The organism is Tepidiphilus succinatimandens (assembly GCF_006503695.1).
GTDB classification, from domain to species: domain Bacteria; phylum Pseudomonadota; class Gammaproteobacteria; order Burkholderiales; family Rhodocyclaceae; genus Tepidiphilus; species Tepidiphilus succinatimandens.
This window is the reverse complement of sequence record NZ_SBIK01000014.1, coordinates 1-26,228: the sequence shown is the minus strand read 5'-3', so window position 1 is coordinate 26,228 and position 26,228 is coordinate 1. Positions and strand designations below refer to the sequence as shown.

The window sequence follows — 26,228 nt, the reverse complement described above, 5'->3', positions numbered from 1 at the left end:
TTTCTCCCTCATCGAAGTTCATCCGTTGTCCAGCACCGGCGCCGGCGCGCCGGCGGCGTTGCCCAGTCCGGGCAGGGGCAGGAGGAATTCGGTGATGTCCTTGCCTCTACCCCCGTTCAGGATAGCCGAATAGACGACGGTGTTAGCGAGCACTTTCTTGATGTAGTCGCGCGTCTCGTCGATCGGCAGGTTTTCGATGTAGATCTCGGTCTCGAGCGCCTGCTGCGGTCGTAGCCGTCCCATGCGGCCGGGGCCGGCGTTGTAGGCGCCGGTGGCGAGCACGGGATGGCCGTCGAGCTGTTCGGTGACCATGCGCATGTAGGTGACGCCGAGCATCACGTTGGTGTCGGGGTCGCGCAGGCGGGCGACGTCGAAGCGCGGGATGCCGAGTTTGCCGGCGAGCCACTTGCCGGTGGCCGGCATGATCTGCATGAGGCCGAGCGCGCCGCTGCTCGAACGGGCGTCGGCGCGAAAGCGGCTTTCCTGGCGCATCAGGCCCCAGACCCAGGCGGGATCGATATTCTGCTCGGCGGCGTAGCGTTCGACGAGCTCGCGGTAGGCGAGCGGGTAGCGGGCGACGAGGAAGCCGTCGTCGTCGGTCCCTTCGGCGAGCCGGATGGCCAGATCGAGATGACCGGCATCCGAGAGAGCGATCGCTGCGGCGCGCATCTGGGCGGCGGGGAGTTTGCGGCTCCAGGCGTCGATCTCACGGATGGCTTCGGTGAGCCAGTTGCGCTCGGCCAAAGCGAGGATGCGCACCAGCACGGGGTGGCGTTCGATGGCGAGCACGTCGCGCTGCGACGGCGGCGGGGATTGGGGCGGCAGGCGCCAGGGATGGCCGAGCGCTCGGGCGGCGAGCATGGCGTAGTAATCATCTCCGCGCTCGAGCTTGCGGAAGATGGCTTCGGCGAGTTCGTCCTTGCCGAGCTGCTTGAGCGCGTAGCCTTGCCAGTAGCGCCATTCGTTTCGTTCGCGCTCGCCGGGCGGGAGCGCCTCGATGCGCTGCCAGACCTTGACCCAGTCCTGCGCGGCGAGCGCCGCGCGTACGGCCCAGCGCGCCGGTTCGATCCAGAGCGGCGAGAGGGTGATCTCGTCGGCCCAGGCGTTGGCCTGCGGCAGGCGCCGCTTGGCGGCGTAGAGCACGAGGGACCAGCGCACGATGTCGCGCGCTTCGGGTTCGAGGCGATCGCCGAGGGCGGTGAGCCGCTCGTGGGCGGCTTCGGGGTCCTCTTTTTCCAGGGCGATGAGGGCGGCGGCGAGCGCCGCGGGCGAGGCGGCCGGCTGGGCGAGGACTGCGGCCGGGGTGCGGCTGGCGAGTTCCACTTCGCGCCATTCGTCGTCGCTCATGCCGGCGAGTTCGCGCCATTCCTGTGCGGCGGCAAGGCCGGTCTGCGCGAGGGAGGCGTAGAGACGCTGGCGTAGGGTCTGCCGGGCGAGCCGGCCCTGGAAGGCGGCCGTGGCGAAGAGCGGCAGGCATTCGGTGCCGGGTCGGGGGGCGGAAACCAGCAGACGCAGCACGTCGTTGGTGGACACGCCGGATTGGGGTTGATCCTGTATCCAGGCGAGCGTCCCCCAGCATTGGGCTTCGCGGTCGGGCTTGACGAGGGCGCGATAGTGGCGCAGCGCCTCGCTCCAGCGGCCGTCGCGCACGGCGGCGCGCAGCAGCTCGCGTCGCAGGCGCTCGCCCAGGGCGTCGTCGCCATGGCGCGAGAGAAAGGCGTCGATCTCCTGCGGCAGCACCGTCTCGGTGGAGCGGCCGAGGCGCTGGGTGAGGGACCACAGCAGCACGTAGTCGCCCAGCGGCTGGTCGGCCACTTGCGGCAGCAGCATCTGCAGGGTGGCGAGATCGCCGCGCGCATAGGCTTCGCGGGCGCGGTCGAGTGCGTCGATGCTGCGCGCGGCCACGGGTTTGGGGGTGGGCTTGCCGGCCTTGGCTTGTACGGCCTTGGCATTGGGTTTCGCCCGGTGGGAATCGGCGGCGGACACGGAGGCCGCCGCCGGCAGCAGGGCGCAGGCGAGCAGGACGGTACGCAAGAGGGGGAGCCGGAGGGGCATGGCGGATCGGGTGGTTGGCGGAGAAAGGCCGTTTCGTTTATTGTAACTCATTGTGTATCGGGCATCGGAGGAGGATGGGATGGATCGGGCGCAGATGCGGCGCTGGGCTTTGGCGCGGCGGGAGGCGATCGCGCCCGAAGTGCGCCGGGCTTGGGACGAGACGATCTGGCAAGGGGTGGAGGAGATCCTTGCGGCCTTGCCTGCGCCAGAGGGGATCGGGGGGTACTGGGCGGTGCGCTCGGAGCCGGACGTGCTCACGCCGCTGGCGGCATGGGCGGCACGGCATGGAATCGGCGTGGCCCTGCCGGTGGCACTGCAAAAAGGGGCGCCGCTCATCTTTCGGCCGTGGAGGCCGGGCTCGCCCATGGCGCGCGACGTCTTCGGGTTGCCGGTGCCGGCGGGCGAGGAGGCCGTGTGGCCGGCGGTGTTACTGGTGCCGCTCGTGGCATTCGACGCAGCGGGTTATCGCATCGGCTACGGCGGCGGGTTCTACGACCGTACGCTTGCGGCCTACCGGGCAGCGGGGCGCCCGGTGACGGCGATCGGGGTGGGCTATGAATGTACGCGTCTGCCCGACACCCACCCCGGCGTGCACGACCTGCCGATGGATTGGATCGTGACCGAGGCGGGCACGTTTCAGCCGGCGGCGAGGAAGAGGGTATAGGCGGGGTTGTTCGTTTCCTCGACGTATTCGTAGCCGAGCTTGGCGAGGAACTGGGCGAATTCCTCGTTTTCTTCGGGCGGAACCTGCATGCCGACGAGCACGCGGCCAAAGTCGGCGCCGTGGTTGCGGTAGTGGAAGAGGCTGATGTTCCAGTCCGAGCGCAACTGGCCGAGGAAATTGGCGAGCGCCCCGGGGCGTTCGGGGAAGATGAAGCGCAAGAGCCGCTCGTGGTGCACGTTGGGTGCGCGCCCGCCGACCATGTAGCGGATGTGGGACTTGGCGAGTTCGTCGTCGGTGAGATCGATCGCCGGCAGCCCTTCCGCCTGTAGTTGGGCGATGAGTTTCTCGACCTCGCCGCGGTCGTGGATGCCGACGCCGACGAAGATGTGCGCTTCGTCGGGATCGGCGTAGCGGTAGTTGAATTCGGTGACGTTGCGCTTGCCCAGGAGTGCGATGAAGCGGCGAAACGCGCCGGGGCGCTCGGGAATGGTGACGGCGAGCACGGCTTCGCGTCGCTCGCCGAGCTCGGCTCGCTCGGCGACGAAGCGCAGGCGCTCGAAGTTCATGTTGGCGCCGGAGGCGATGGCGACCAGCGTCTTGTCCTTGAGCCCCGTTTTCTGGGCATAGGCCTTGAGGCCGGCGAGCGCCTGTGCCCCGGCCGGTTCCAGAATGGCGCGGGTGTCTTCGAAGACGTCCTTGATGGCGGCGCAGATCTCGTCGTTGCTCACCACGATCATGTCGTCGACGTAGCGCTGGCACAGGCGGAAGGTCTCGTCGCCCACGCGTTTGACGGCGGTGCCGTCGGCAAAGAGTCCGACCTGCTCGAGTTCGACCGGTTCTCCCCGGGCGAGCGACTGGGTCATGGCGTCCGAGCCTTCGGCCTCGACGCCGATGATGCGGATGTCGGGGCGCAGGCGCTTGAGATAGACGGCGATGCCGGCGATCAGCCCTCCGCCTCCCACGGCGCAGAAGACGGCGTCGATCGGCTTGGGATGCTGGCGCAGGATCTCCATGGCGATGGTGCCCTGCCCGGCGATGACGTCGGGGTCGTCGAAGGGGTGGATGAAGACGAGCCCTTCCTCTTCTTCGAGGGTGCGGGCGTAGGCATGGGCATCCGAGAAAGATTCGCCGTAGAGCACGACTTCGGCGCCGCGGCTGCGCACGGCCTCGATCTTGATGAGCGGGGTGGTGGTGGGCATGACGATGACGGCGCGCGTGCCGAGTTTTTTGGCGGAAAGCGCCACGCCCTGGGCGTGGTTGCCGGCCGAGGCGCAGATGACGCCGCGCGCGAGCGCTTCCGGCGGGAGCTTGGCGATCTTGTTGTAGGCGCCGCGCAGCTTGAAGCTGAAGACGGGCTGCAGATCCTCGCGCTTGATGAGCACGCGGTTGCCGAGGCGCCGCGAAAGGATGGGCGCGGGATCGAGCGGGGTTTCGACGGCAACGTCATAGACTTGGGCGGTGAGGATGCGTTCGAGGTAATCGCAGGAAGAGTCAGAGGTTTCCATGGGTGTCGGCTTCGGTTGAGCCCTCTTGGGCGAGGAGCGCGTTGTGACGGTCGATGAATTCGCGGGTGGAGTCGATGCCGCGCAGCCGCAGGATGGTGGCGCGTACGGCGGCTTCGAGCAGCACGGCGAGATTGCGCCCGGCGGCCACCGGCAGCGTGGCCTTGGGGATGGGGACGCCGAGGATCTCTTCGGTGACCTGCTCCATCTCCAGGCGCGGCGGCGGGGGTTCGCCCGGCAGCAGCCGGCGCAGGTGGACGATGAGGCGAAGCCGCATGCGCCGGCGCAGGGCGGTTTCGCCGAAAATGGTGCGGATGTCGAGCAGGCCCAGGCCGCGCACTTCGAGGTAATTCTGCAGCAGCGGCGGACAGCGGCCTTCGAGCACGGTGGGGGTGAGGCGGGCGAATTCGACCATGTCGTCGGCCACCAGCCCGTGTCCCCGCGAGATGAGCTCGAGCGCGAGTTCGGATTTGCCGGTGCCGGGATCCCCGGTGATGAAGACGCCGAGGCCGAGCACGTCCATGAGCACGCCGTGGCGCATTTCCCGCTCGGCGAGCACGCGCGAGAGGTGGTGGCGCAGGCGGTCGATGACTTCGGCCGAAGGGCGGTCGGTGGTGAAGAGCGCCACGTCGTGCGCGCGGCACAGGGCTTCGAGGATGGGCGGGGGCGTGCAACCGTCGGCGACGATGAGCGCCGGGGGCTTGGCGGCGAAGATTTCGCCCAGATGATGCGCGATGCGCTTTTGCCCCAGGCGGCGGGCCCAGGCCATCTCGGCGGCGCCGACGATCTGCACCCGTCCGGGGTGGATGAGATTGAGGTGGCCGACGAGATCGGCCGGCCACAGGCGCTCGTCGAGCACGGCGAGCTTGCGCTCGAGCGAGCCGGTGACGTGGGTGAGGTGGAGCTCGGGTGCGATCGCCTCGATGACGGCGCGCAGCGTGGTTTCTCTCATCTCGCAGGGGTCAGCCGTCGGCACCGGTGAGCAGGCCGAGGGCGGCTTCCGGGTCGGGAACGGTCGTGAGCGCCTGGCGCACGTCCGGATCGCTGAAGCGTTCGGCGAGCTCGGAGAGGATCTGCAGGTGTTCTTCGGTGGCCTGTTCGGGCACGAGGAGCACGAACATGAGCCGCACGGGGCGGCCGTCGCAGGCATCGAAGGGGACGGGTTCGGCCAGCCGCACGAAGGCGCCGCGGGGAGCGGACAGTCCCTTGAGGCGGCCGTGGGGGATGGCTACGCCCTCGCCGATGCCGGTCGAGCCCAGCTGCTCACGCTCGGCGAGCGCCGCCTGCACTTTGGCCGGATCCAGCCCGTCGCGGGTGAAGAGCCGGGCAGCGGCTTCCAGGGCAGCGGTCTTGTTCGCCGCGGGGAGGTCGAGAACGATGTGCTCGACGTCGAGAATGGATGCGATGCGGTTCATGGCCGGGTCGATGGCGCCGGGGCGGCGCGCAGGCCGCCCCGCGGGGCGCTCACTCGCCTTGGGCGGCCGGGGTGACCGGCTGGTGGTGGTCGGTGACGATTTCCTTGTGCTTGCGCACCTGGCGGTCGAGCTTGTCGACCATGAAGTCGATGGCGGCGTAGAGATCGGCCGGGTCGGTGGCTTCGGCGAAGAAGTCCTTGCCCTTGACGTGTACGGTGACTTCGGCCTTGTGGGTGTTGCGCTCGACGCGCAGGATGACCTGCGCCGAGGTGGCGTGGTCGAAGTGCCGCAGCACGCGCCCCACTTTTTCTTCGACGTAGCTTTGCAGGGCGGGGGTGACTTCGACGTGGTGGCCGGTGATGTTGAGGTTCATCGCACACTCCTGTGGTGGTGATTACAAGACTTTGCGCCGGCTCGCCGGCGGGATTTGCAGTTGCTCGCGGTATTTTGCCACGGTTCGCCGGGCAATGGGGATGCCATCGGCCGCAAGGAGCTCGGCGAGGCGGGCATCCGACAGGGGTTTCTTGCGGTCTTCGCGCTCGATCAGCTCGCGCAGCCTGGCCCGGATGGCGGTGGCCGAGGCGATCTCGCCGTCTTCTCTGGCGATGCCGCTGCCGAAGAAATGGCGGAATTCGAAGACGCCGCGCGGACATTGGAGGTATTTTCCCTGCGTGACGCGGGAGATGGTGGATTCGTGCAGTCCGAGCACTTCGGCGAGCGTGCGCAGCGTGAGCGGCTTCATGGCGGCTTCGCCGTGCTCGAAGAAGTCCTGCTGGCGCTCGACGATCTCCTGGGCGACGCGCAGTATCGTGCGGCTGCGCTGTTCGAGCTGGCGGATGAGGTTCTTCGCTTCGGCGAGCCGCTCGCGCAGGGCTTCGGTGCCGTCGCGCCGCTCGCCGAGGATCTGGGCGTAGCGTTGGTTGAGGGTGAGTCGCGGGGCGACGGCGGGGTTGAGTTCGGCCTGCCAGCGGCCGTCGCGCCGGCGCACGATGACGTCGGGAATGACGTAGGAGGGCGGTTCGCCGCCGATGCAGCTGCCCGGGTGGGGGTCGAGCGTGGCAATGAGGGCGAGCGCCTCGCGCAGCAGCGCCTCGTCACAGGCGTATTGGCGCTTGAGCGCGGCGTAGTCCTTGCGGGCCAGCAGCTCGAGGGCCTCTACCACGAGCCGTTCGGCCAGGCGCCGCGCCGGCGTGTCGGGGCGTTCGCGCAGCTGCAGCCGCAGGCACTCGCCGAGGTCACGCGCGCCGACGCCGGGAGGATCGAAGCTTTGGATGAGCTTGAGGGCGATCTCGAGGTCTTCGCGCCCGACTTCGAGTTCGGGCGGGATGCTGGCGAGCAGTTCGTCGAGATCCTCGTGCAGGTAGCCGTCGTCGTCGAGCGCTTCGATCATGAAGGCGACGAGCGCCCGGTCGCGTTCGGCGAGCGGCGTGAGCGCGGCCTGCTCGTGCAGGTAGTGGTGCAGGTCGGTGGTGGCGGCGTGCCATTCGGTGAAATCGGGCGCATCCTCGTCGTCGTGCGCGGGGCGGGCATCCTGCCACAGGAGCCCGTCGTCGAAGGATTCAGCATCGTTGGTGCCCGATGGCTCTTCGGGCGCGGTTTGGGGGGCGTCGTCGGCGTTGCTGCGCTCTTCGCTGGGCAATTCCGCGCTAGGACGTTCGAGCAGCTGGGCCTGCCAGTCGTCGACTTCATCGCCTGAGTCAGCTGCGACGGCAAGCGTTTCTTCGGGGGATTCTTCGTCGGTCTCGGCCACTTCGAGGAGGGGGTTCGTCTGCAGGGCTTCTTCGATGGTCTGCTGCAGTTCGACGGCCGACAGCGTCAGGAGCTTGAGTGCCTGCGCCATCTGCGGCGAGAGGGCGAGCGTGGTGCTGGCACGAAGGTGCAGACGGGGCTCGAGGCTCATGGCTACAGCCGGAAGTGTTCGCCGAGGTAGACTCGGCGCACGTGCGGATCGTCGATGATTTCTTCAGGACGGCCCGATGCGATGACCCGGCCGTCGGCAAGGATGGAGGCGCGGTTGCAGATGCCGAGCGTCTCGCGCACGTTGTGGTCGGTGATGAGCACGCTGATGCCGCGTTCCTGCAAGAAGCGCACGATGCGCTGGATCTCGATCACGGCGATGGGATCGACGCCGGCGAAAGGTTCGTCGAGCAGGATGATCTTCGGGTCGGTGGCGAGCGCCCGGGCGATTTCGAGGCGCCGCCGCTCCCCGCCGGAGAGCGACACCGAGGGCTGGTCGGCCAGGTGCGCGATGCCGAGTTCGGCAAGCAGCCCGTCTTCTTTCTGCCGGATGTCGTCTTTCGGCAGCCCGCGCAGTTCGAGCACGGCGCGCACGTTTTCCCGCACCGACAGGCGGCGGAAGATGCTCGCTTCCTGCGGCAGGTAGGAGAGGCCATGCCGGGCGCGGCGGTGGATGGGCTCGTGGGTGACGTCCCGGCCGTCGAGCTCGATCTTGCCGTCGTCGGCGCGCACGAGCCCGACGATCATGTAGAAACAGGTGGTCTTGCCGGCGCCGTTGGGGCCGAGCAGCCCCACGATCTCGCCGGCTTCGACGGTGAGATCGACCGAGGCGACGACAGTGCGTTTGCCGTAGGTTTTGCGCAGGCGTTCGACGTGCAGCAGCGACATGGGGGACTCAGGGTTCGGTATCGGGGAAGAATGGAGTGGCGTCTTCGGGCGGGTCGCGCAGCAGGCGGGTGACGAGGGACGGGGAGAATCCGCGGCTGGCGAGGAAGCGCGCCTGCCGGGCCCATTCCTTGGCGTCGGCGGGCGGCGTGCCGAAGCGCCTGCGCCACAGGGCCGTGGCGCGCTCGACTTCGCTCGATTCGGCCTCCAGCGCATCGAGGACTTCGTCGATGAGGGCTTCGTCCAGCCCGCGTTCGCGCAGCCGCATCTCCAGCAGGCGCCGGCCGCTGCGTTCGGCCCGGGCGGCGACGAAGGCGCGGGCGCAGCGCTCGTCCGAAAGGAGCCCCGTGCGCTCGAGCCGGGCGAGCGCCTCTTCGATTTCCTCGGGCGTGCCATGGGGAGCGAGCTTGCGCGCGAGCTCGGCGCGGCTGTGTTCGCGGCGCGCGAGCAGTCGCAGCGCCCTTTGCCACACGCTCGGCCCGCTCATCGCCATGACGCAGGCTTATTCGGCCGCCGGAGCGGCGAGGGCGGCTTCGCTCGGGGCGGCGCTGGGCACGGCGGATGCGATCTCGGGCAGGGGCGGCAGCCCCACCTTGGCGCGGATCTGGTTTTCGATGCGCCGCGCGAGCTCGGGGCGTTGGCGCAGGAATTCGCGCGCGTTGTCCTTGCCCTGACCGATCTTCTCGCCCTCGTAGGCATACCAGGAGCCTGATTTGTCGATGAGCTTGTGCTCCACGCCCAGGTCGATGATCTCGCCCTCGCGCGAGATGCCCTCGCCGTAGAGAATGTCGAAGAGAGCCTCGCGGAAGGGCGGCGCGACCTTGTTCTTGACCACCTTGACGCGGGTCTCGGAACCGACGACCTCGTCGCCTTTCTTGATCGTGCCGGTCTTGCGGATGTCCAGGCGCACCGAGGAATAGAACTTGAGCGCGTTGCCGCCGGTGGTGGTCTCGGGGTTGCCGAACATGACGCCGATCTTCATGCGGATCTGGTTGATGAAGATGACGAGCGTGTTGGTCTTGCTGATGCTGGCGGTGAGTTTTCTCAGCGCCTGGCTCATGAGCCGGGCCTGCAGGCCGGGGAGCGAGTCGCCCATCTCGCCTTCGATCTCGGCTTTCGGCGTGAGCGCGGCCACCGAGTCGATCACCACGATGTCGACCCCGCCCGAGCGCACCAGCATGTCGGCGATCTCGAGCGCCTGCTCGCCGGTGTCGGGCTGCGACACGAGGAGATCGTCGATATCCACGCCCAATTTCTTCGCATACTGCACGTCGAGCGCGTGTTCGGCATCGATGAAGGCGGCCACGCCGCCGAGTTTCTGCATTTCGGCGATCACGTGCAGCGTGAGGGTGGTCTTGCCCGAGGATTCGGGGCCGTAGATCTCCACCACCCGCCCGCGCGGCAGCCCGCCGATGCCCAGCGCGATGTCCAGCCCGAGCGAGCCGGTGGAGACGGTCTGGATGTCGCGCACCACTTGGGCGTCGCCCATGCGCATCACCGAGCCTTTGCCGAACTGTTTGTCGATCTGCGCGAGCGCCGCCTGCAGCGCTTTGAGTTTGTTGTCGTCCATCGAAAATTCCTTGGCTGGCAAGTACGAAAACGCTTCGACCGATTATGGCACAGGATGGTTCAGGGGTGGCACAGGGCGATGGCACCGGAGAGCGCCGTGCGCACGGCCTGGGCGCGCACGGCGATGCGCTCGCCAGCGAAGTGGCGCCGTTCGCTGCGTACCTGCGGCCGGTCTCGCTTCCAGGCCCAGCCGAAACAGACGGTGCCCACGGGTTTTTCCGGCGTGCCGCCGTCGGGCCCGGCGATGCCGGTAATGGACAAGGCCACCTCGGCGCGGCTGTGCGAGAGTGCGCCGAGCGCCATCTCGCGGGCCACGGCCTGCGACACGGCTCCATGGCGCTCGAGGGTGAGAGGAGCGACGCCGAGCAGCTCGATCTTGGCGGCATTGGAGTAGGTGACGAAGCCGCGTTCGAACCAGCCAGAGCTGCCGGCGATGGCCGTGATCGCCTCGGCGACGGCCCCGCCGGTGCAGGATTCGGCGGTGGCGAGCATCCAGCCGCGCGCGGCGAGCCGCGCGCCGACTTCACGGGCGAGACGCCCCAAGGGGTCTTCGGGCCGGATCATGCGCGCCCTCCCAGGAAATGCACCGCCACGGCGAGCACGAGCAGCACGTAGCCGGCGGCGGCCAGATCGTCGATCATGATGCCCAAGCCGCCGCGAAACCGCCGCTCCAGCGTAGCGATGGGTTCGGGTTTGGCGATGTCGAACAGGCGAAAGAGCGCCACGCCCGCCGCCTGCCAGGCAAGCCCCGGCGGGCAGAAGAAGAGCACCAGCCAGACGGCGAGCATCTCGTCCCAGACCACGGCGCCGGGATCGCCGCTGCCCAGCGCCTTGGCCGTGCGCTCGCAGGCGAGGATGCCGGCAAGGAAGAAAGAGACGAGCAACAGCAGGAAGACGCCCTCGGAGACGGGGGAGCGCAGCAGCGGATAGAGCGCCCAGGCCAGGAGCGACCCGACCGTGCCCGGCGCCCAGGGGGAGAGCCCGGAGCCGAAGCCGAGCGCGATGAAGTGCGCCGGGTGTGCGAGGAGGAAGGCGGCGGTGGGTCGTGTGCGCTCGGCGGTCATGGGTATTCCTTGCATGCGCAAAAATGATCATAGCCCAAAACCTCGGGCAGGGTGCGCCGGCCGTCGGGCTCGATGAGCACCATGGGATGTGCCGTGGCGGGCACGAGCCGCCCGATGCGGGAAAGCGGCAGGCCGAGTTCCCTGCCGAGAAGGAGGGTTTGGTCGCGAGATTCCGGCGCGGCCGTAAAGAGGAGTTCGTAGTCGTCGCCACCGGAGAGCAGGGCGGCCCGCGCCCGCTCGGGCGGCGCGCCGCCGGCGACGAGGGGGTCGAGGGGCAGTCTGGCCACCTCGATCTCGGCGGTGAGGAAGGGCGGTGCCGAGCGCTCGAGGAGGTGGCGCAAGTCGCCCAGCAGTCCGTCGGAGACGTCGAGCATCGCGTGCGCGAGGCCCCGCAGGCGGCATCCCAACGCAAGGCGCGGCTCGGGACGATCGAGCGCGGCGATCCATTCTTCCGCCCCCGGCAGCGTCGGGGAAAGCGACCCGAGCCGCACGGCGAGTCCCAGCGCTGCGCGTCCCGGTTGCCCGCTCACCCAGACGTCGTCGCCCGCGCGCGCGCCGCTGCGCAATACCGCCTCGCCTGCCGGCACCCGCCCCAGTGCCGTGATCGTGAGCGCACGCGGGCCGCGGGTGGTGTCCCCGCCGATGAGCCGGGCACCGTGCCGCCGGGCGCAGGCGAAGAGTCCGCGGGCGAAGGCCGTGAGCCAGGCTTCATCGGCCTCGGGCAGGGTGAGGGCGAGGAGGAACCCCGTGGGGACGGCGCCCATGGCCGCCAGATCGGAGAGGTTCACCGCCAGCGCCTTCCAGCCGAGCTCCTCCGGATCGGCCCCGGCCAGAAAGTGCCGCCCCTCGACCAGCGTGTCGCAGGTGATTGCCGTCTCCCAGCCGTTTTCCTCGGCAAGCAGCGCCGCGTCGTCGCCGATGCCCAGCCGCAGCCAGGACGGTGGGGGTTCGTGCGCGGCGGGATCGGCGAAGAAACGCTCGATCAGGGCGAATTCGTTCATGATGCCGTCCTTTGGGTCTCGGCGATCGCTTCGAGGAGCGCCGCCCGCAGCCGCTCTGACTGGGCTGCGTCGGCGGGCAGCCCGAAGCGCAGCCCCGGCGGGTCGTCGAAGCGGCGCACCAGGAGGGCGCGGCGCTCGAGCGCCGCGGCGAGCGCCGACGCCCGCGGCGTCTCGACCCAGGCAAAGAGCGATGTGCGGCCGCTCACCCTGAGACCGGCTTCTTCCAGCGTCGTCGCCAGGGCAAGCGAGGCGGCGGCAAGACGCGCGCGCTGCCGTTCCTGCCAGGCGGAATCGGCGAGCGCGAGCCGTGCCGCCCAGCGTGCCGGATGGCTCACCGCCCACGGGTCGAGCAAGGCGGAGAGCTGCGCGCGCAGCGGCTCGGCGGCGAAGACGAGGCCGAAGCGCACGCCCGCGAGCCCCCAGAATTTGCCCAGCGAACGCAATACGACGAGACCGGGTTCCCCGGTTTCGGCCACGAGGCTGCCGGCTTCGCCGGGATCGAGGAAGGCTTCGTCCACGATGAGCCAGCCGCCGCGCGCGGCGAGCCGCCGGTGCCAGGCGCGCAGGGCCCGGGCGGGAAAGCGCGTGCCGGTGGGATTGTTCGGGTGGACGAGCACCAGGGCGTCGACTTCGTCGAGCCGCGCGTCGATCGCGTCCGTGGCGGGGGTGCAGCGCACGGGGCGGTGCGCGCGCCAGGTATGTGCGTGCTCGCCGTAGCTGGGGTGCGGCACGAGCACGCGGCGCAGGTCGGGCAAGAGGGACGGCAGACGGGAAATGGCCGCCTGGGTGCCGGGCACCGCCAGGGCGGGGCGGCCGAAGACGGTATGCACGAGTTCGTCGAGCCCGTCGTCTTCCTCCGGCAGGCGGCGCCAGACCTCCTCGGGAACCGGCGGCAGGGGGTAGGACCAGGGGCTGATGCCGGTGGAGAGATCGAGCCAGGCGTCGACGGGGATGCCCCGGCGACGCGCCACTTCGCGCAGGCGCCCGCCGTGCACCGGCCGGCTCACCGCCCGCCTCCCGCGAGGGTGACGAGCGCGAGCAGCAGCAGCCAGCTCCAGACGGCCCGTTCGACGAGTTCCATGGCGGCGGCCACGGTGGTCGCGCCCGGCGCGGGACCTTCGCCGAGCAGGGGGCGCTCGTGCCGCGTGCCGCCATAAGAGGCTTCGCCGCCCAGGGTGACGCCCAACGCGCCGGCGCCGCTCGCCATCACCGGGCCGGCGTTGGGGCTGTCCCATCGCGGGGCCTGTCGGCGCCAGGCGCGCAGCGCCGTCCCCGTGCGTCCGCCCAGTGCGTAGAGGAGCGCCGTGATCCGCGCGCTCGGCCAGCCGAGCGCGTCGTCGATGCGGGCGGCGCACTTGCCGAAGCGCTCGTAGCGCGGCGTGCGATAGCCCCACATGGCATCGAGCGTGTTGGCCAGGCGATGCAGCACCACCCCGGGCGCGCCCAGGAGCGCGAACCACACCAGCGGAGCGAGCACCGCGTCGTGGCCGTTCTCCAGCGCCGATTCCGTGGCCGCGCGGGCCACGTCTTGCGGGCTCATCGCCGCCGTGTCACGGCTCACGAGGAAGGCCACCCGAGTCCGGGCACCGGGCAAATCCCCCGCGGCGAGCGCGTCCCGCACCGGTTCGAGGTGCTCGCGCAGGCTGCGCGCACCCACGGCGAGCGCGAGGCAGCCGACTTCGAGCGCGTCCTCGACGAAGGGATGCACCCGTCCCAAAGCGGCGACGAGTCCCACCCAGGGCAAGACCGCCAGCGCCCAGGCGAGCATTCCCGCGCCCACGCCCTCGCCGATGCGCCGGCGCACGAAGGTTTCGAGCGCGGCAGCCCAGCGGCCGAAGCCGACGAGCGGGTGCCAGCGCGGCGGCTCGCCGAGCAACCGATCGAGCGCGAGCGCGAGCACGGTGGCCAAAAGGACGGACATGGAAGGGGAGCCGGGCAGAGATCGGACGAAGTCGCCCATTATAATCGGGCGCTTTCCGGCCGTGGAGGCGAGCATGGCGCACGCGTTGATGATCCAGGGAACCACGTCCGATGCCGGCAAGAGCACGCTGGTGGCGGGACTGTGCCGCCTGCTCGCGCGCGCCGGGGTGCGCGTGGCGCCGTTCAAACCGCAGAACATGGCCAACAACGCCGCCGTCACCGCCGACGGCGGCGAGATCGGCCGTGCCCAGGCGCTGCAGGCGTTTGCCGCCGGGCTCGAGCCGCGGGTGGATTTCAACCCGGTCTTGCTCAAGCCCACCACGGATATCGGCGCCCAGGTCGTGATCCACGGGCGGGCGGTGCATACCCTCTCGGCGCGGGAGTATCACGCCTACAAGCCGGTGGCGCTGCAGGCGGTACTCGAATCCTGGGCGCGCCTGCAGGAGGAATTCGACTGGATCCTTGTCGAGGGAGCGGGCAGCCCGGCGGAGGTGAATCTGCGCGCGCGCGACATCGCCAACATGGGCTTTGCCGAGGCGGTCGACATCCCCGTGGCGCTGGTGGCCGACATCGACCGCGGCGGCGTCTTCGCCCAGATCGTCGGTACGCTCGAATGCCTCTCGCCAAGCGAACGTGCGCGCGTGCGCGGCTTCGTCATCAACCGCTTCCGCGGCGATCTCTCGCTCCTCACCCCGGGGCTGCGCTGGCTGGAGGAGCGTACCGGCAAACCGGTCTTCGGCGTGCTGCCGCATCTGGGCAACCTCGCGTTGGAGGCGGAGGACGGTCTGGCGCCGGTGGAGCGCGCCGAAGGCGCGCGGCTGCGGGTGACGGCGATCGCCTGGCCGCGCGTGAGCAATCACACCGATCTCGACGCCTGGCGCCAGCACCCCGAGGTCGAATTCCATTGGTGGCACGGCGGTCACTGGCCGGGCGCGGACCTCGTCGTGTTGCCGGGTTCCAAGGCGGTACAGGCGGATCTCGCTTGGTTCGAATCCCAAGGCGGCCCGGCGCTGCTACGCCGGCATCTGCGCTACGGCGGCAAACTCGTCGGCCTGTGCGGAGGATTCCAGATGCTGGGCGAGTGGCTCGACGATCCCTTGGGGCTGGAAGGCGCGCCGGGTGGCCGGCCCGGCTTGGGGTTGCTCCCTTTGCGCACGCGGCTGGAGTCCCAGAAAGTGCTGCGTCGTTGCCGCGGGCGGCTCGCTGCCGAGCTGGGCGGGGCCGAGGCCGAAGGCTACGAGATCCACCTCGGCGTGAGCGAAGGGCCGGCACTCGCGCGCCCCGCCGTGATCGGCGAGGACGGCGTGCCCGATGGCGCGATCTCCGAAGACGGGCAGATCCTCGGCACCTACTGGCACGGACTCTTCGATTCGGCAGCGGCGTTTGCGGCGCTCTCGCGCTGGGCCGGGGCGGCGCTTGTCACCGAAGGCGCGGCGCAGCGGCGCGAAGCGGCGATCGAACGGCTCGCTGCGGCGATCGAGGCGCACTGCGATTGGCGCCGGATGCTGGGGTTGTCCTGATCGTCCTGGAGTGGACATGAAAACGCCGCCCGCAGGCGGCGCCTTCGGCTCCGTGTGCGCTTTTTCAGCGCAAGAGGCTCTTCACGTTGTTGTCCATCGGAACGATGGTGTCCTTGGCCGCGAGCACCTGGCCGGTGGCCGGGTCGATCGCCTTGGCGCTCAGATAGACGGCTTCCTTGGCCGGGGAATAGGTGCCGGCCACGACGATGCGGGCGTCGTGTTCGCGGGCGATCTGATCGACTTCGCGCGAGAGCATCAGCTCGCCCGTGTCGCGCTTGACGAAGACGGCCGTGCGCAGCTTGAGCTCGGTGACGACGAAGCCGCGCTGCACGAAGCGGTTGGCGACCTGTTCGGTGAGCGTGCGCCCCAGGGTGGTGGAGCGATCGAGCGCATCGACGTCGACGAAGGTGGCGAAGAGCACGGGACCGGCGCGCAGCTCGGGCGGCAGCTGGTCGATGAGCGCATCGGCCGTTTCATAGGCCTTGTTGACGACCATGGAAGGGTCGGCCTTGGGCGGGGGCGGGAGCGTCTCGGTGGCGCAGGCCGACAGGGCGAGGGCGCTGGCCAGCATCAGGGGGGAAAGGATGCGCCGCATGGTCAGTCTCCTTTCACCGTCAGCCGGGCGGGATCGTACAGGGGCGGGGTCGCCTTGGCGTAGAGCTCGGGGCTGGTGATGTAGTAGACGTCGGAGATGCGGGCGAGATAGCGGTCACCGCGCCGTGCCGAGGCCGTGACCATCGCCTCGACTTCGGGGGCGGTGGCGAGCTTGGCGTAGCGGCTGTCGAGGTCGATCTCGATGTCGGCCGGCCCGTCCTGCGCCACGTTCCAGCCACGGCCGACGAGGTAGCTCACGAAGGCTTCGCGGAAGGCGGCGTCGAAGGTGGAGGCATTGGCGGCCGGGTGCACGTAGAGGACGTCGCACAGGGCGGCTTGCGGCGTACAGCTGTTGTCGCGGATCATCATGACGCTCAGCCGCTCGGCAAGGCTCGCGGCCACCGTTTGCCACTGCCGTACCGCCTGGATCTTCTGCTGCGGTTCCTGGGCGAAATCGGTGGGAAGCGGTGCGCCGGGGTTGGTGCAGCCGCCGAGCAGGACGGCGCCCAGCGCAGCGGCAAGGGGCAGGGGGGCGAAGCGCATGGTTGCTATCTCCTGAGGATGCCAAGGGCGATTCCATGATCTTAGCGTGAAGCGAATGCGAACGCAATCAATGCCCCCGAGAATGCCTTCATTTTTCATCCTGGCCGTGGCGTGCGAAACACGGGGCCCGTTTTTCGAGGAAAGCGGCGAGCCCTTCGCGGTAGTCGGGGTCGTCGAGGAAGTCCAGCCCGGCGCGTTTCTCTTCTTCCGACAAGGGCGTGCGCAGGCGCAGGCGAGCGAGCCAGCGCTTGTGCATGCGCGCCACGCGCGGGGCCCCGGCGACGATGCGCCGCGCCACCGCGAGCGCCTCTTCGAGCGCATGGCCATCCTCGACGCGGTGATGCAGCACGCCTAGCCCCCACAGGCGTTCGGCATCGAGCACGGCCCCTTCGAGCAGCATCTGCGCGAGCAGCCCTTCGGGCAGACGCTCGCGCAGCAGGGCGAGCTCACCGGGATACATCCAGAAACCGAGCCGGGCGATGGGCGCACCGAAGCGGGCGCTGCGTCCGGCCACGCGCAGATCGCACATCGCCGCGATCTCCAGCCCGCCGCCGATACAGGGGCCTTCGATCGCTGCGATCACCGGCAGCGGGCAGTCGGCGATGGCGCGCAGCGCCCGTCCGACCTTGCCTTCGTGGTAATCCAGCGCGGAGGCGAGGTCGGCGCGCACGCGGGGGAATTCCTCCAGGTCGCCGCCGGCGGCGAAGGCCTCGCCCGCGCCGGTGAGGATCACGCTGCGCCAGGGAAGCCCCTCGGCGGCGAGTTCCGTGAACAGGTCGCCCAGCGCCCGCCACAGGGCCGCATCGATCGCGTTGCGCTTGCCGGGATTTTCCAGGGTGACGACGAGGCAGGACGCCTCGGGATGGGGCTGGGTATGAAGCGTGCCGCTCATGGAAATTCCTCGCATTCAAGAAAAAGGATTGGCCACGGCGTCGTGCTGCACGTGCGCGATCGCCTCGCGCCCCGAGCGCAGATGCGCGCGCATGTACCGCTCGGCCGCCGCGGCCTCGCCGCCGAGCAGGGCCGCGAGCAGCTCGCGGTGCTCCTGCAGGCTGTGCTCCAGCCGCCCTTCGTCGTAGAGCGAATGGTGGCGGCTCAGCCGAATCTTCTGGCGCAGATCCTGGATCGTGGCCGAGAGGAAGGGGTTGGCGGCAAGGCGCAAAACTTCTGCATGGAAAGCTTGGTTCGCCTCGAAGAAAGCGTCGATCGCCCCGGCGCGCGCCGCTTCCTCCAGGCGTTCGTGCAGCTGCCGCAGCTGCCGGGCCGATGCCTCGTCCAGGCGCTCGGCGGCCCGGCGCGCGGCGTGCCCCTCGAGCACGGCGAGCACGTCGAAGATCGCATCCAGCTCTTCGCCGGAGATCTGGCTGACGAAGGCGCCGCGCCGCGGGATCAAGGTCACCAGCCCTTCGGCGGCGAGCACCTTCAGGGCCTCGCGCAGGGGGGTACGCGAGATGCCGTATTCGGCCGCCAGGCGCAGCTCGTCGATCGGCCGCCCCGGCGGCAGCTCGTGGGCGAAGATGCGCTGGCGCAGCCGTTCGGCCACTTCCTGATAGAGCGCCTGGGGCGCGATGCGTTGCGGAGTCATCGCTGCGGCTCCGGGTCTTCCATAATTATGGATTACATATTATATTTGCCGTTTCCGGTTTCCGCGCCGCCTGCCGATCGGTGCCGCGTTTCGACGGCGCGGATGTCACGCCTCCATCGTCGTCGAGGGATGTCTCCATGTCCGACTCCGCACCCGTCTACCCCAAACCCGATCTCGAAGCCTGGAAAAAAGCCGCGGCCAAGCAGGCGCCCGACGGCGACTTGAGCCGGCTCGACTGGCACACGCCCGAAGGCATCGTCGTCCATCCCCTCTATGTCCGTGCCGATCTCGACCGCCTGCCGCACGCCGACACGCTGCCCGGGTTCGAGCCCTTCATCCGCGGGCCGCAGCCGACGATGTACACGGTCAAACCCTGGACCATCCGCCAGTACGCGGGCTTTTCCACCGCCGAGGAATCCAACGCTTTCTACAAGAAGACGCTCGCCGGCGGCGGGCAGGGCATTTCGGTGGCCTTCGATCTGGCCACGCACCGCGGCTACGATTCCGACAATCCGCGGGTGATCGGCGACGTCGGCAAGGCGGGCGTGGCGATCGACTCGGTCGAGGACATGAAGATCCTCTTCGACGGCATCCCGCTCGACAAGGTCTCGGTGTCGATGACCATGAACGGGGCGGTGCTGCCGGTGCTCGCCGGTTACGTCGTGGCCGCCGAGGAGCAAGGGGTGCGGCAGGATCAGCTCTCGGGCACGATCCAGAACGACATCCTCAAAGAATTCATGGTACGCAACACCTACATCTACCCGCCCGAGCCGTCGATGCGCATCGTCGCCGACATCATCGCCTACACGGCCGAGCACATGCCCAAGTTCAACTCCATCTCGATCTCGGGCTACCACATCCAGGAAGCGGGGGCCACGCAGGCGCTCGAGCTCGCCTTCACCCTGGCCGACGGCATGGAATACGTGCGCACCGCCATGAAGCGCGGCCTGGACATCGACAAGTTCGCCGGGCGGCTGTCGTTCTTCTTCGCCATTGGCATGAACTTCTACCTCGAGATCGCCAAGCTGCGCGCGGCGCGCTACCTGTGGTGGCGCATCATGAAGGAGTTTGGCGCCAAGAATCCGCGCTCGATGATGCTGCGCACCCACTGCCAGACCTCCGGCTGGTCGCTCACCGCCCAGGATCCCTACAACAACATCATCCGCACCACGATCGAGGCCATGGCCGCGGTCTTCGGCGGCACGCAGTCGCTGCACACCAACGCACTCGACGAGGCGATCGCGCTGCCCACCGAGTTCTCGGCCCGCATCGCCCGCAACACGCAGCTCATCTTGCAGGAAGAGACGCACATCACCAACGTCATCGACCCCTGGGCGGGCTCCTACATGATGGAGACGCTCACGCAGGAGATGATCGACAAGGCCTGGTCCATCATCGAGGAAGTCGAGGCGATGGGCGGCATGACCAAGGCGGTCGAATCCGGCTGGGCGAAGATGAAGATCGAGGAATGCGCCGCCGAGAAGCAGGCGCGCATCGACGCCGGGCTCGACGTGATCGTGGGCGTGAACAAGTACCGTCTGGAGAAGGAAGACCACCCCATCGAGGTGTTGGAGATCGACAACCGCGCCGTGCGCGAGAAGCAGATCGAACGGCTGAAGAAACTGCGCGCCGAGCGCGATCCCGTGAAAGTGCAGCAGGCGCTCGAGGCGCTCACCCGCTGTGCCCAGACCGGGGAAGGGAACCTCCTCGCGCTCGCGATCGATGCGGTGCGCGCCCGCGCCACCGTGGGGGAAGTGTCCGATGCCCTGGAAAAAGTCTGGGGCCGCTATCAGGCCAACCCGCAGACGGTGACCGGTGTCTACGGCGCGGTCGTGGAGGGGCGCGAGGAGTGGCGTATGCTCAAGGACGAGATCGAGCGTTTCATCGAGGAAGAAGGACGTCGCCCGCGCATCATGATCGCCAAGCTCGGCCAGGACGGGCACGACCGCGGCGCCAAGGTGGTTGCCTCCGCCTTCGCCGACCTGGGGTTCGACATCGACATCGGTCCCATGTTCCAGACGCCCGAAGAGGCGGCGCGCCACGCGGTGGAAAACGACGTGCACGCCGTAGGGGTGTCGACGCTGGCCGCCGGCCACAAGACCCTGGTGCCGGCGCTCATCGACGAGCTCAAGCGCCTGGGGGCCGAGGACATCATCGTCTTCGTCGGCGGGGTGATCCCGGCGCAGGATTACGATTTCCTCTACGCCGCCGGCGCCAAGGGCATTTTCGCACCGGGCACGCCCATTCCCGAGGCGGCGCGCCAGGTGCTCGCGGCGATCCGCGCCGCCCGCGGCCGAGGGTGAGCCGTGTCGCAGCAGGAAGCGGTGCCGGCGGGTTTTGACGGGCAGTCCGTACTCGGCGAGGAGGATCGCGCCCTCGTCGAAGGGGTGCTCGCGCATGCGCTGCGGCCGCTCGCCAAGGCGATCACCCTCATCGAATCGAGCCGGCCCGATCATCAGCGCCGGGCCGAGGCCGTGCTGCAGGCGCTGCTGCCGCACACGGGTAGGGCGCTGCGCCTGGGCATCTCCGGCGTGCCGGGGGTGGGCAAGTCCACCTTTATCGAGGCGCTGGGCCTGTACCTCGTCGAGCGCGGGCATCGGGTCGCCGTACTCGCCGTCGACCCCTCTTCCAGCGTCTCGGGCGGCTCCATTCTCGGGGACAAGACGCGCATGGAGCGCCTGAGCCGCGATCCGCGCGCCTTCATCCGTCCCAGCCCCTCGGCGGGAAGCCTCGGGGGCGTGGCCGAGAAGACGCGCGAGACGATGCTGGTATGCGAGGCGGCGGGGTTCGACGTCGTCATCGTCGAGACCGTGGGGGTGGGGCAGTCGGAGACGGCGGTGGCCAACATGACCGACATGTTCGTCCTGCTGCAGCTGCCCAACGCCGGTGACGACCTGCAGGGCATCAAGAAGGGGATCATGGAGCTCGCCGACCTCATCGTCATCAACAAGGCCGACGCCGACCCGGCCGCGGCCATGCGGGCCAAGGCCCAGCTCGAGACGGCGCTGCACATGCTGCGCCCGCCGCACCCCGACTGGCGCGTGCCGGTGCTGCTCGTCTCGGCGCTCAAGGGCGAGGGGCTCGATCGCTTCTGGGAGACGGTGCTCGCCTTTCGCGACACGATGCAGAAAAACGGCGCACTTGCCGAAAAACGCCGCCATCAGGCGCTCGCCTGGATGTGGGAACGGATCGACGCCGAACTCAAGCGCCGCTTCCGCCAGCACCCCGCCGTGCGCACGATGCTGCCGGCGATCGAACGGGACGTGGAGAGCGGGCGGCTCGCGCCGGTGGTCGCGGCGCGGCGCCTGCTCGATGCGAGCCAGACCATCAGTCAGTGAGGATAAACCATGCAGGACATCATCCGTCGGTTGGAAGAGCAACGCGCCCGGGCCCGCCTGGGCGGCGGGCAGCGGCGCATCGACGCCCAGCACGCCAAGGGCAAGCTCACCGCGCGCGAGCGCATCGAGGTGCTGCTCGACGAGGGCAGTTTCGAAGAGTGGGACATGTTCAAGGAGCACCGCTGCACCGATTTCGGGATGGAGAAGGAGCACATCCCCGGTGACGGGGTGGTGACGGGCTACGGCACCATCAACGGCCGGCTCGTCTTCGTCTTCAGCCAGGACTTCACCGTCTTCGGCGGGTCGCTGTCGGAAGCGCACGCCGAGAAGATCTGCAAGATCATGGACCAGGCGATGAAGGTCGGCGCGCCGGTGATCGGCCTGAACGACTCGGGCGGGGCGCGCATCCAGGAAGGGGTGGCGTCCCTGGGCGGCTACGCCGACGTCTTCCAGAGGAACGTGCTCGCCTCCGGCGTGATCCCGCAGATCTCCATGATCATGGGGCCGTGCGCGGGCGGCGCGGTCTATTCGCCGGCCATGACCGACTTCATCTTCATGGTGAAGGATACCTCCTACATGTTCGTCACCGGCCCGGACGTGGTGAAGACCGTCACGCACGAAGAGGTCACGGCCGAGGAGCTCGGCGGGGCCGTCACCCACACCACGCGCTCGGGCGTGGCCGATGCGGCTTTCGAGAACGACATCGAAGCATTGCTGCAGCTGCGCCGCTTCTTCGACTTCCTGCCGCTCAACAACCGCGAGAAGCCGCCGGTGCGCCCCACCAGCGACACGGCCGAGCGCATGGAACCCTCGCTCGACACCCTCGTGCCCGACAACCCCAACCAGCCCTACGACATCAAGGAGCTCATCCTCAAGGTGGTCGACGAGGGCGACTTCTTCGAGGTCCAGCCCGACTACGCCAAGAACATCGTCGTCGGCTTCGGGCGCATGGAAGGGCGCACCGTGGGCTTCGTGGCCAACCAGCCCATGGTGCTCGCCGGCTGCCTCGACATCAAGTCCTCGATCAAGGCGGCGCGCTTCGTGCGCTTCTGCGACGCCTTCAACATCCCCATCGTCACCTTCGTCGACGTGCCCGGCTTCTTGCCCGGCACGGCCCAGGAATACGGCGGCATCATCAAGCACGGCGCCAAACTCCTCTACGCCTATGCCGAGGCTACGGTGCCCAAGATCACCGTCATCACCCGCAAGGCCTACGGCGGGGCCTACGACGTGATGGCCTCCAAGCACCTGCGCGGCGACGTCAACTTCGCCTGGCCCACCGCCGAGATCGCCGTCATGGGGCCGAAAGGGGCGGTCGAGATCATCTTCCGCGACGAGAAGAACGACCCCGAGAAGATCGCCGCGCGCGAGGCGGAGTACCGCGAGAAGTTCGCCAACCCCTTCGTGGCGGCGCGGCGCGGCTACATCGACGACGTCATCATGCCGCACGCCACGCGCAAGCGCATCTGCCGCTCGCTGGCGATGCTCGAGGACAAGAAGCTCGAAAACCCCTGGCGCAAGCACGGCAACATCCCGCTGTGAGGCGGCACGCCAACGGTTCATCGCAATGAGGGAAAACACCACCATGTTCAAAAAGATTCTGATCGCCAACCGGGGCGAGATCGCCTGCCGGGTGATCAAGACCGCGCGCAAGATGGGGATCGCCACCGTGGCGGTCTATTCCGAGGCCGACCGCCGTGCGCTGCACGTGCAGCTCGCCGACGAGGCGGTGTGCATCGGCCCCGCGCCTTCCAAGGAATCCTACCTGGCGATGGACAAAATCATCGCCGCCTGTAAGCAGACCGGCGCCGAGGCGGTGCACCCCGGCTACGGCTTTCTCTCGGAGAACGAGGAGTTCGCCCGCCGGCTCGAGGAAGAGGGCATCGTCTTCATCGGTCCCAAGGCCGACGCCATCGCCGCCATGGGCGACAAGATCGCCTCGAAGAAGCTCGCCATGCAGGCGGGCGTCAATACCATCCCCGGCTACAACGAGCCGATCGAATCGGCCGAGGAGGCGGTGCGCATCGCCCGCGACATCGGCTATCCGGTGATGATCAAGGCTTCGGCCGGCGGCGGGGGCAAGGGGCTGCGCGTGGCCTACGACGACGCCCAGTGCCGCGAAGGGTTCGAATCCTGCCGCAACGAGGCGCGCAACGCCTTCGGCGACGATCGCGTCTTCATCGAGAAGTTCGTCGAAGAGCCGCGCCACATCGAGATCCAGGTCTTCGGCGACGCCTACGGCAACTATGTCTATCTCTTCGAGCGCGAATGCTCGGTGCAGCGCCGCCACCAGAAAGTGGTGGAAGAGGCGCCCAGCCCCTTCATCGACCCGGACACCCGCCGCGCCATGGGCGAGCAGGCGGTGGCGCTGGCGCGCGCGGTGCAGTACCAGTCCGCCGGCACGGTGGAATTCGTCGTCGGCAAGGACAAGTCCTTCTACTTCCTCGAGATGAACACGCGGCTGCAGGTCGAGCACCCGGTCACCGAGATGATCACCGGGCTCGATCTGGTCGAGTGGATGATCCGCATCGCCGCCGGCGAGAAACTGCCGCTGTCGCAATCCGAGCTGCGCATCGACGGCTGGGCGATGGAATGCCGCATCAACGCCGAGGATCCTTTCCGCGGCTTCCTGCCCTCCACCGGGCGCCTGGTGAAGTTCCGTCCGCCGGCCGAAGTGCCGGGCCAGGTGCGCGTCGACACCGGCGTCTATGAGGGCGGCGAGATCTCGATGTACTACGACTCGATGATCGCCAAGCTCATCGTACACGGGCGCGACCGGCTGGAGGCGATCGGGCGGATGCAGGAGGCGCTCGATGCCTTCGTCATTCGCGGCATCCACTCCAACATCCCCTTCCAGGCGGCGCTCATGCAGCATCCGCGCTTCCGCGAGGGGCGGCTCACCACCGGCTTCATCGCCGAGGAATTCCCCCACGGCTTCACGCCGGAGATGGTGCCGCACGAAGACCCGCTGATGCTGCGCCTCATCCTGGCGGCGGTCGAGCACAAGTGGCGGCTGCGCAACGCCCGACTCTCCGGCCAGATGAACGGACATCGCTACGCGCCCTCGCCCAACTACCGGGTGATCGATGCCCAAGGCGCCACGCCGGCTACGGTCGAGTCGCTCTCGGACTCCCGCTTCGTGGTGCGCTCGGGCGAGCGGGTGCTGCAGATCGACTTCGATCCGCGCTGGCGCCTGGGCGAGATCGTGCTGCAGGTGCGCATCGGCGATGCGCCGATGACGGTGCAGCTCGAACGCGAGGGCATCCTCTACGTGCTGCGCCACCACGGCGCCGAGCTGCGTGCCCGCGTGCTGCCGGAGCATATCGCCGCCCTGTGGCCGCTGATGCCGCTCAAGTCGCCGCCCGACATGTCCAAGTTCCTCCTCTCGCCCATGCCGGGGTTGCTGCGCGAGGTTGCGGTCGCCGAAGGGCAGGAGGTGAAGGCCGGGGAGAAACTCGCCGTGATCGAGGCGATGAAGATGGAGAACATCCTGCGCGCCGAGCAGGACGGCAAGGTGAAGAAAATCGTCGCCAAGCCGGGCGCGAGCCTGGCGGTGGACGAGGTGATCCTCGAATTCGAGTGAGCTTCCTCCCTCGCGAGGGTGAAGAAAAGCCGGCCTCTGGGGGTCGGCTTTTTTTCTTTCCAAAATCAGCGTGTGACAGCAGTGAGTGGGAACTGACGGAAGAAGGGGTTCCTTTGTCATGTCATAGTTGTACAATATATATGTCCAACTAACGGAGATCGTCATGACCATCGAAACCACCTACAGCCAGGCCCGCAAGCAACTCAAGACTCTGATGGATCGTGCGGTCGATGACCGTGAAGTCGTCGTGGTGCGTCGCCGCTCGGGGGGGGCCGTTGCAATGATTGCCGCCGATGAACTACAAAGCCTGATGGAGACAGCGCATCTGCTGCGCTCGCCAAAGAATGCGGAACGTCTGTTGACTGCCCTGGCCCGTGCTCGGGCCGGTGAGGTCGCACCCACTGCGGTCGATGCCCTCGAGAAACTCTATGGCATCGAAGGCTGAGCTCAAGCGCGTCGCGGTGTTTCATCCCGAGTTCTTGGAGGACTTGAGCTACTGGGTGGAAACAGAACGCCGCACTGCCAAGCGCCTCCTGGAGCTGGTCAAGGCCGTCCTGCGAGATCCATTCAAGGGCATTGGCAATCCCGAACCATTGAAGTATCTGGGCCCGGATGTCTGGTCACGCCGGATCACGCAGGAACACCGTTGCGTCTATCTGGTGAAAGCGGATCGGATCGAGTTTTTGCAAGGCCGCTACCACTACTAGCCAAGCTGTCGGAGCGGTTGTGTCGGAAAGGTTGTGTACCATCCTTTCTGTAAATTCCGTTTAGCGCCTATGGTAGGAAGCGCGCGGCGCTCGGTCTGACGCCATGACTTCGAGAAAGGAGTATGCCCATCATGGCGATGCGTGTCGAAACCAATCCTTTGGAAATGGCTTATGCTGTGTTGCTCGAACACGGACTGGAGGGTGCCGGCGAGGCTCTGCGCATCCTCGTCAATGAAGCCGCCAAGATCGAACGATCCCAGTTCCTTGGAGCGGCGCCCTATGAACGTAGTGAGCGACGGCGTGACTACGCCAACGGTGTCAACACCGATTGAAAACTGACACAGTTTTGCCTTGATCAACGAAGTAAAACTGATACACCCCCTTTGACGCAAGCGATGCTATTCGGGCATCCCTGCGGCATTTCTAGCGGTTGTGCAACCTTTTTTCTGTAAATTTCCGTGGTGTTGGTCATGACGCCGGGGTTACGGGTTGAGGTTGAGATAGACCTTGCCGGTCATCCACTCGTCGTCGAGTTCGGCCAGCAGC

26 protein-coding genes and 1 pseudogene are annotated in these 26,228 nt (G+C 68.2%); 9 read left to right on the top strand and 18 right to left on the bottom strand.

Annotated features, from left to right (window positions below; all coding sequences use genetic code 11):
• Positions 1 to 18 precede the first annotated feature (18 nt).
• The gene (locus EPD82_RS09195) at positions 19 to 2,055 is read right to left on the bottom strand and encodes a lytic transglycosylase domain-containing protein (RefSeq protein ID WP_170210817.1); all 2,037 of its coding nucleotides are present in this window, start codon (positions 2,053 to 2,055) and stop codon (positions 19 to 21) included.
• A 79-nt stretch (positions 2,056 to 2,134) separates the two neighbouring features.
• Between EPD82_RS09195 and EPD82_RS09190 the strand changes: the two genes are divergently transcribed.
• Positions 2,135 to 2,719, top strand: a complete 585-nt coding sequence (locus tag EPD82_RS09190; RefSeq protein WP_141056488.1) for a 5-formyltetrahydrofolate cyclo-ligase — start codon at positions 2,135 to 2,137, stop codon at positions 2,717 to 2,719.
• Here EPD82_RS09190 and ilvA read toward each other — a convergent pair.
• From ilvA to cbiB, 13 genes are read right to left on the bottom strand one after another with little or no spacing between them, the layout of a single operon-like run.
• On the bottom strand, positions 2,692 to 4,224 hold the full coding sequence (ilvA, locus tag EPD82_RS09185; RefSeq protein ID WP_141056487.1) for a threonine ammonia-lyase, biosynthetic: 1,533 nt from the start codon (positions 4,222 to 4,224) through the stop codon (positions 2,692 to 2,694). The genes EPD82_RS09190 and ilvA overlap by 28 nt on opposite strands.
• The gene (hprK, locus tag EPD82_RS09180) at positions 4,211 to 5,173 is read right to left on the bottom strand and encodes an HPr(Ser) kinase/phosphatase (RefSeq protein ID WP_141056486.1); all 963 of its coding nucleotides are present in this window, start codon (positions 5,171 to 5,173) and stop codon (positions 4,211 to 4,213) included. Before hprK ends, ilvA begins: the two co-directional genes overlap by 14 nt.
• 10 nt (positions 5,174 to 5,183) lie before the next feature.
• Positions 5,184 to 5,636: a PTS sugar transporter subunit IIA gene (locus tag EPD82_RS09175; protein WP_141056485.1), complete on the bottom strand. Its 453-nt coding sequence runs from the start codon at positions 5,634 to 5,636 to the stop codon at positions 5,184 to 5,186.
• A gap of 49 nt (positions 5,637 to 5,685) precedes the next feature.
• Positions 5,686 to 6,009: a ribosome hibernation-promoting factor, HPF/YfiA family gene (hpf, locus tag EPD82_RS09170; RefSeq protein ID WP_141056484.1), complete on the bottom strand. Its 324-nt coding sequence runs from the start codon at positions 6,007 to 6,009 to the stop codon at positions 5,686 to 5,688.
• A 21-nt stretch (positions 6,010 to 6,030) separates the two neighbouring features.
• Complete coding sequence (locus EPD82_RS09165) at positions 6,031 to 7,536, bottom strand: RNA polymerase factor sigma-54 (RefSeq protein ID WP_141056483.1); 1,506 nt, start codon at positions 7,534 to 7,536, stop codon at positions 6,031 to 6,033.
• Positions 7,537 to 7,538: 2 nt separating this feature from the next.
• Complete coding sequence (gene lptB, locus EPD82_RS09160; RefSeq protein WP_141056482.1) at positions 7,539 to 8,261, bottom strand: LPS export ABC transporter ATP-binding protein; 723 nt, start codon at positions 8,259 to 8,261, stop codon at positions 7,539 to 7,541.
• A 7-nt stretch (positions 8,262 to 8,268) separates the two neighbouring features.
• Positions 8,269 to 8,751 carry a recombination regulator RecX gene (recX, locus tag EPD82_RS09155; protein WP_206202266.1) on the bottom strand — a complete coding sequence of 161 codons (483 nt, stop codon included), beginning with the start codon at positions 8,749 to 8,751 and terminating at the stop codon, positions 8,269 to 8,271.
• A gap of 9 nt (positions 8,752 to 8,760) precedes the next feature.
• Complete coding sequence (gene recA / locus EPD82_RS09150) at positions 8,761 to 9,828, bottom strand: recombinase RecA (protein ID WP_141056480.1); 1,068 nt, start codon at positions 9,826 to 9,828, stop codon at positions 8,761 to 8,763.
• A 59-nt stretch (positions 9,829 to 9,887) separates the two neighbouring features.
• Positions 9,888 to 10,391, bottom strand: a complete 504-nt coding sequence (locus EPD82_RS09145; protein ID WP_141056479.1) for a CinA family protein — start codon at positions 10,389 to 10,391, stop codon at positions 9,888 to 9,890.
• A complete protein-coding gene (locus EPD82_RS09140) occupies positions 10,388 to 10,891 on the bottom strand; it encodes a phosphatidylglycerophosphatase A family protein (RefSeq protein WP_055423907.1) in 504 nt (167 codons plus the stop codon). The genes EPD82_RS09145 and EPD82_RS09140 overlap by 4 nt, the downstream gene beginning before the upstream one ends.
• Positions 10,888 to 11,895 carry a thiamine-phosphate kinase gene (gene thiL / locus EPD82_RS09135; protein ID WP_420824932.1) on the bottom strand — a complete coding sequence of 336 codons (1,008 nt, stop codon included), beginning with the start codon at positions 11,893 to 11,895 and terminating at the stop codon, positions 10,888 to 10,890. The genes EPD82_RS09140 and thiL overlap by 4 nt, the downstream gene beginning before the upstream one ends.
• Complete coding sequence (gene cobD / locus EPD82_RS09130) at positions 11,889 to 12,899, bottom strand: threonine-phosphate decarboxylase CobD (protein ID WP_141056477.1); 1,011 nt, start codon at positions 12,897 to 12,899, stop codon at positions 11,889 to 11,891. Before cobD ends, thiL begins: the two co-directional genes overlap by 7 nt.
• Positions 12,896 to 13,813, bottom strand: coding sequence for an adenosylcobinamide-phosphate synthase CbiB (cbiB, locus tag EPD82_RS09125; RefSeq protein WP_141056476.1), 918 nt, complete (start codon positions 13,811 to 13,813; stop codon positions 12,896 to 12,898). The genes cobD and cbiB overlap by 4 nt, the downstream gene beginning before the upstream one ends.
• Before the next feature lie 73 nt (positions 13,814 to 13,886).
• Here cbiB and EPD82_RS09120 point away from each other — a divergent pair, with 73 nt between their 5' ends.
• On the top strand, positions 13,887 to 15,332 hold the full coding sequence (locus EPD82_RS09120) for a cobyric acid synthase (RefSeq protein ID WP_206202265.1): 1,446 nt from the start codon (positions 13,887 to 13,889) through the stop codon (positions 15,330 to 15,332).
• Positions 15,333 to 15,396: 64 nt separating this feature from the next.
• Here the strand turns inward: EPD82_RS09120 and EPD82_RS09115 are convergent, their stop codons facing one another.
• From EPD82_RS09115 to EPD82_RS09100, 4 genes are all read right to left on the bottom strand, one after another.
• Complete coding sequence (locus EPD82_RS09115) at positions 15,397 to 15,927, bottom strand: FlgO family outer membrane protein (RefSeq protein ID WP_055423912.1); 531 nt, start codon at positions 15,925 to 15,927, stop codon at positions 15,397 to 15,399.
• A 2-nt stretch (positions 15,928 to 15,929) separates the two neighbouring features.
• Positions 15,930 to 16,469, bottom strand: coding sequence for a hypothetical protein (locus EPD82_RS09110; protein ID WP_055423913.1), 540 nt, complete (start codon positions 16,467 to 16,469; stop codon positions 15,930 to 15,932).
• A gap of 88 nt (positions 16,470 to 16,557) precedes the next feature.
• Positions 16,558 to 17,361 carry an enoyl-CoA hydratase/isomerase family protein gene (locus EPD82_RS09105; protein ID WP_141056475.1) on the bottom strand — a complete coding sequence of 268 codons (804 nt, stop codon included), beginning with the start codon at positions 17,359 to 17,361 and terminating at the stop codon, positions 16,558 to 16,560.
• Positions 17,362 to 17,376: 15 nt separating this feature from the next.
• Entirely contained in the window at positions 17,377 to 18,054 is a 678-nt protein-coding gene (locus EPD82_RS09100; RefSeq protein WP_055423915.1) for a GntR family transcriptional regulator, read from the bottom strand.
• 137 nt (positions 18,055 to 18,191) lie between these two features.
• Here EPD82_RS09100 and scpA point away from each other — a divergent pair, with 137 nt between their 5' ends.
• The 7 genes and pseudogenes from scpA to EPD82_RS09065 all read left to right on the top strand — a co-directional run.
• Positions 18,192 to 20,357: a methylmalonyl-CoA mutase gene (gene scpA / locus EPD82_RS09095; protein WP_141056474.1), complete on the top strand. Its 2,166-nt coding sequence runs from the start codon at positions 18,192 to 18,194 to the stop codon at positions 20,355 to 20,357.
• A 3-nt stretch (positions 20,358 to 20,360) separates the two neighbouring features.
• A complete protein-coding gene (meaB, locus tag EPD82_RS09090; RefSeq protein WP_206202264.1) occupies positions 20,361 to 21,392 on the top strand; it encodes a methylmalonyl Co-A mutase-associated GTPase MeaB in 1,032 nt (343 codons plus the stop codon).
• 9 nt (positions 21,393 to 21,401) lie between these two features.
• Entirely contained in the window at positions 21,402 to 22,934 is a 1,533-nt protein-coding gene (locus tag EPD82_RS09085; protein WP_141056473.1) for an acyl-CoA carboxylase subunit beta, read from the top strand.
• Between the two features lie 43 nt (positions 22,935 to 22,977).
• Positions 22,978 to 24,975, top strand: coding sequence for an acetyl-CoA carboxylase biotin carboxylase subunit (gene accC / locus EPD82_RS09080; RefSeq protein WP_141056472.1), 1,998 nt, complete (start codon positions 22,978 to 22,980; stop codon positions 24,973 to 24,975).
• 163 nt (positions 24,976 to 25,138) lie between these two features.
• Positions 25,139 to 25,420, top strand: coding sequence for a type II toxin-antitoxin system Phd/YefM family antitoxin (locus EPD82_RS09075; RefSeq protein WP_055423919.1), 282 nt, complete (start codon positions 25,139 to 25,141; stop codon positions 25,418 to 25,420).
• Entirely contained in the window at positions 25,404 to 25,682 is a 279-nt protein-coding gene (locus tag EPD82_RS09070; RefSeq protein WP_055423920.1) for a Txe/YoeB family addiction module toxin, read from the top strand. The genes EPD82_RS09075 and EPD82_RS09070 overlap by 17 nt, the downstream gene beginning before the upstream one ends.
• Positions 25,683 to 25,813: 131 nt before the next feature.
• Positions 25,814 to 25,999 (top strand): annotated as a pseudogene (locus EPD82_RS09065) (IS256 family transposase); the annotation flags it as partial.
• Positions 26,000 to 26,228 lie beyond the last annotated feature (229 nt).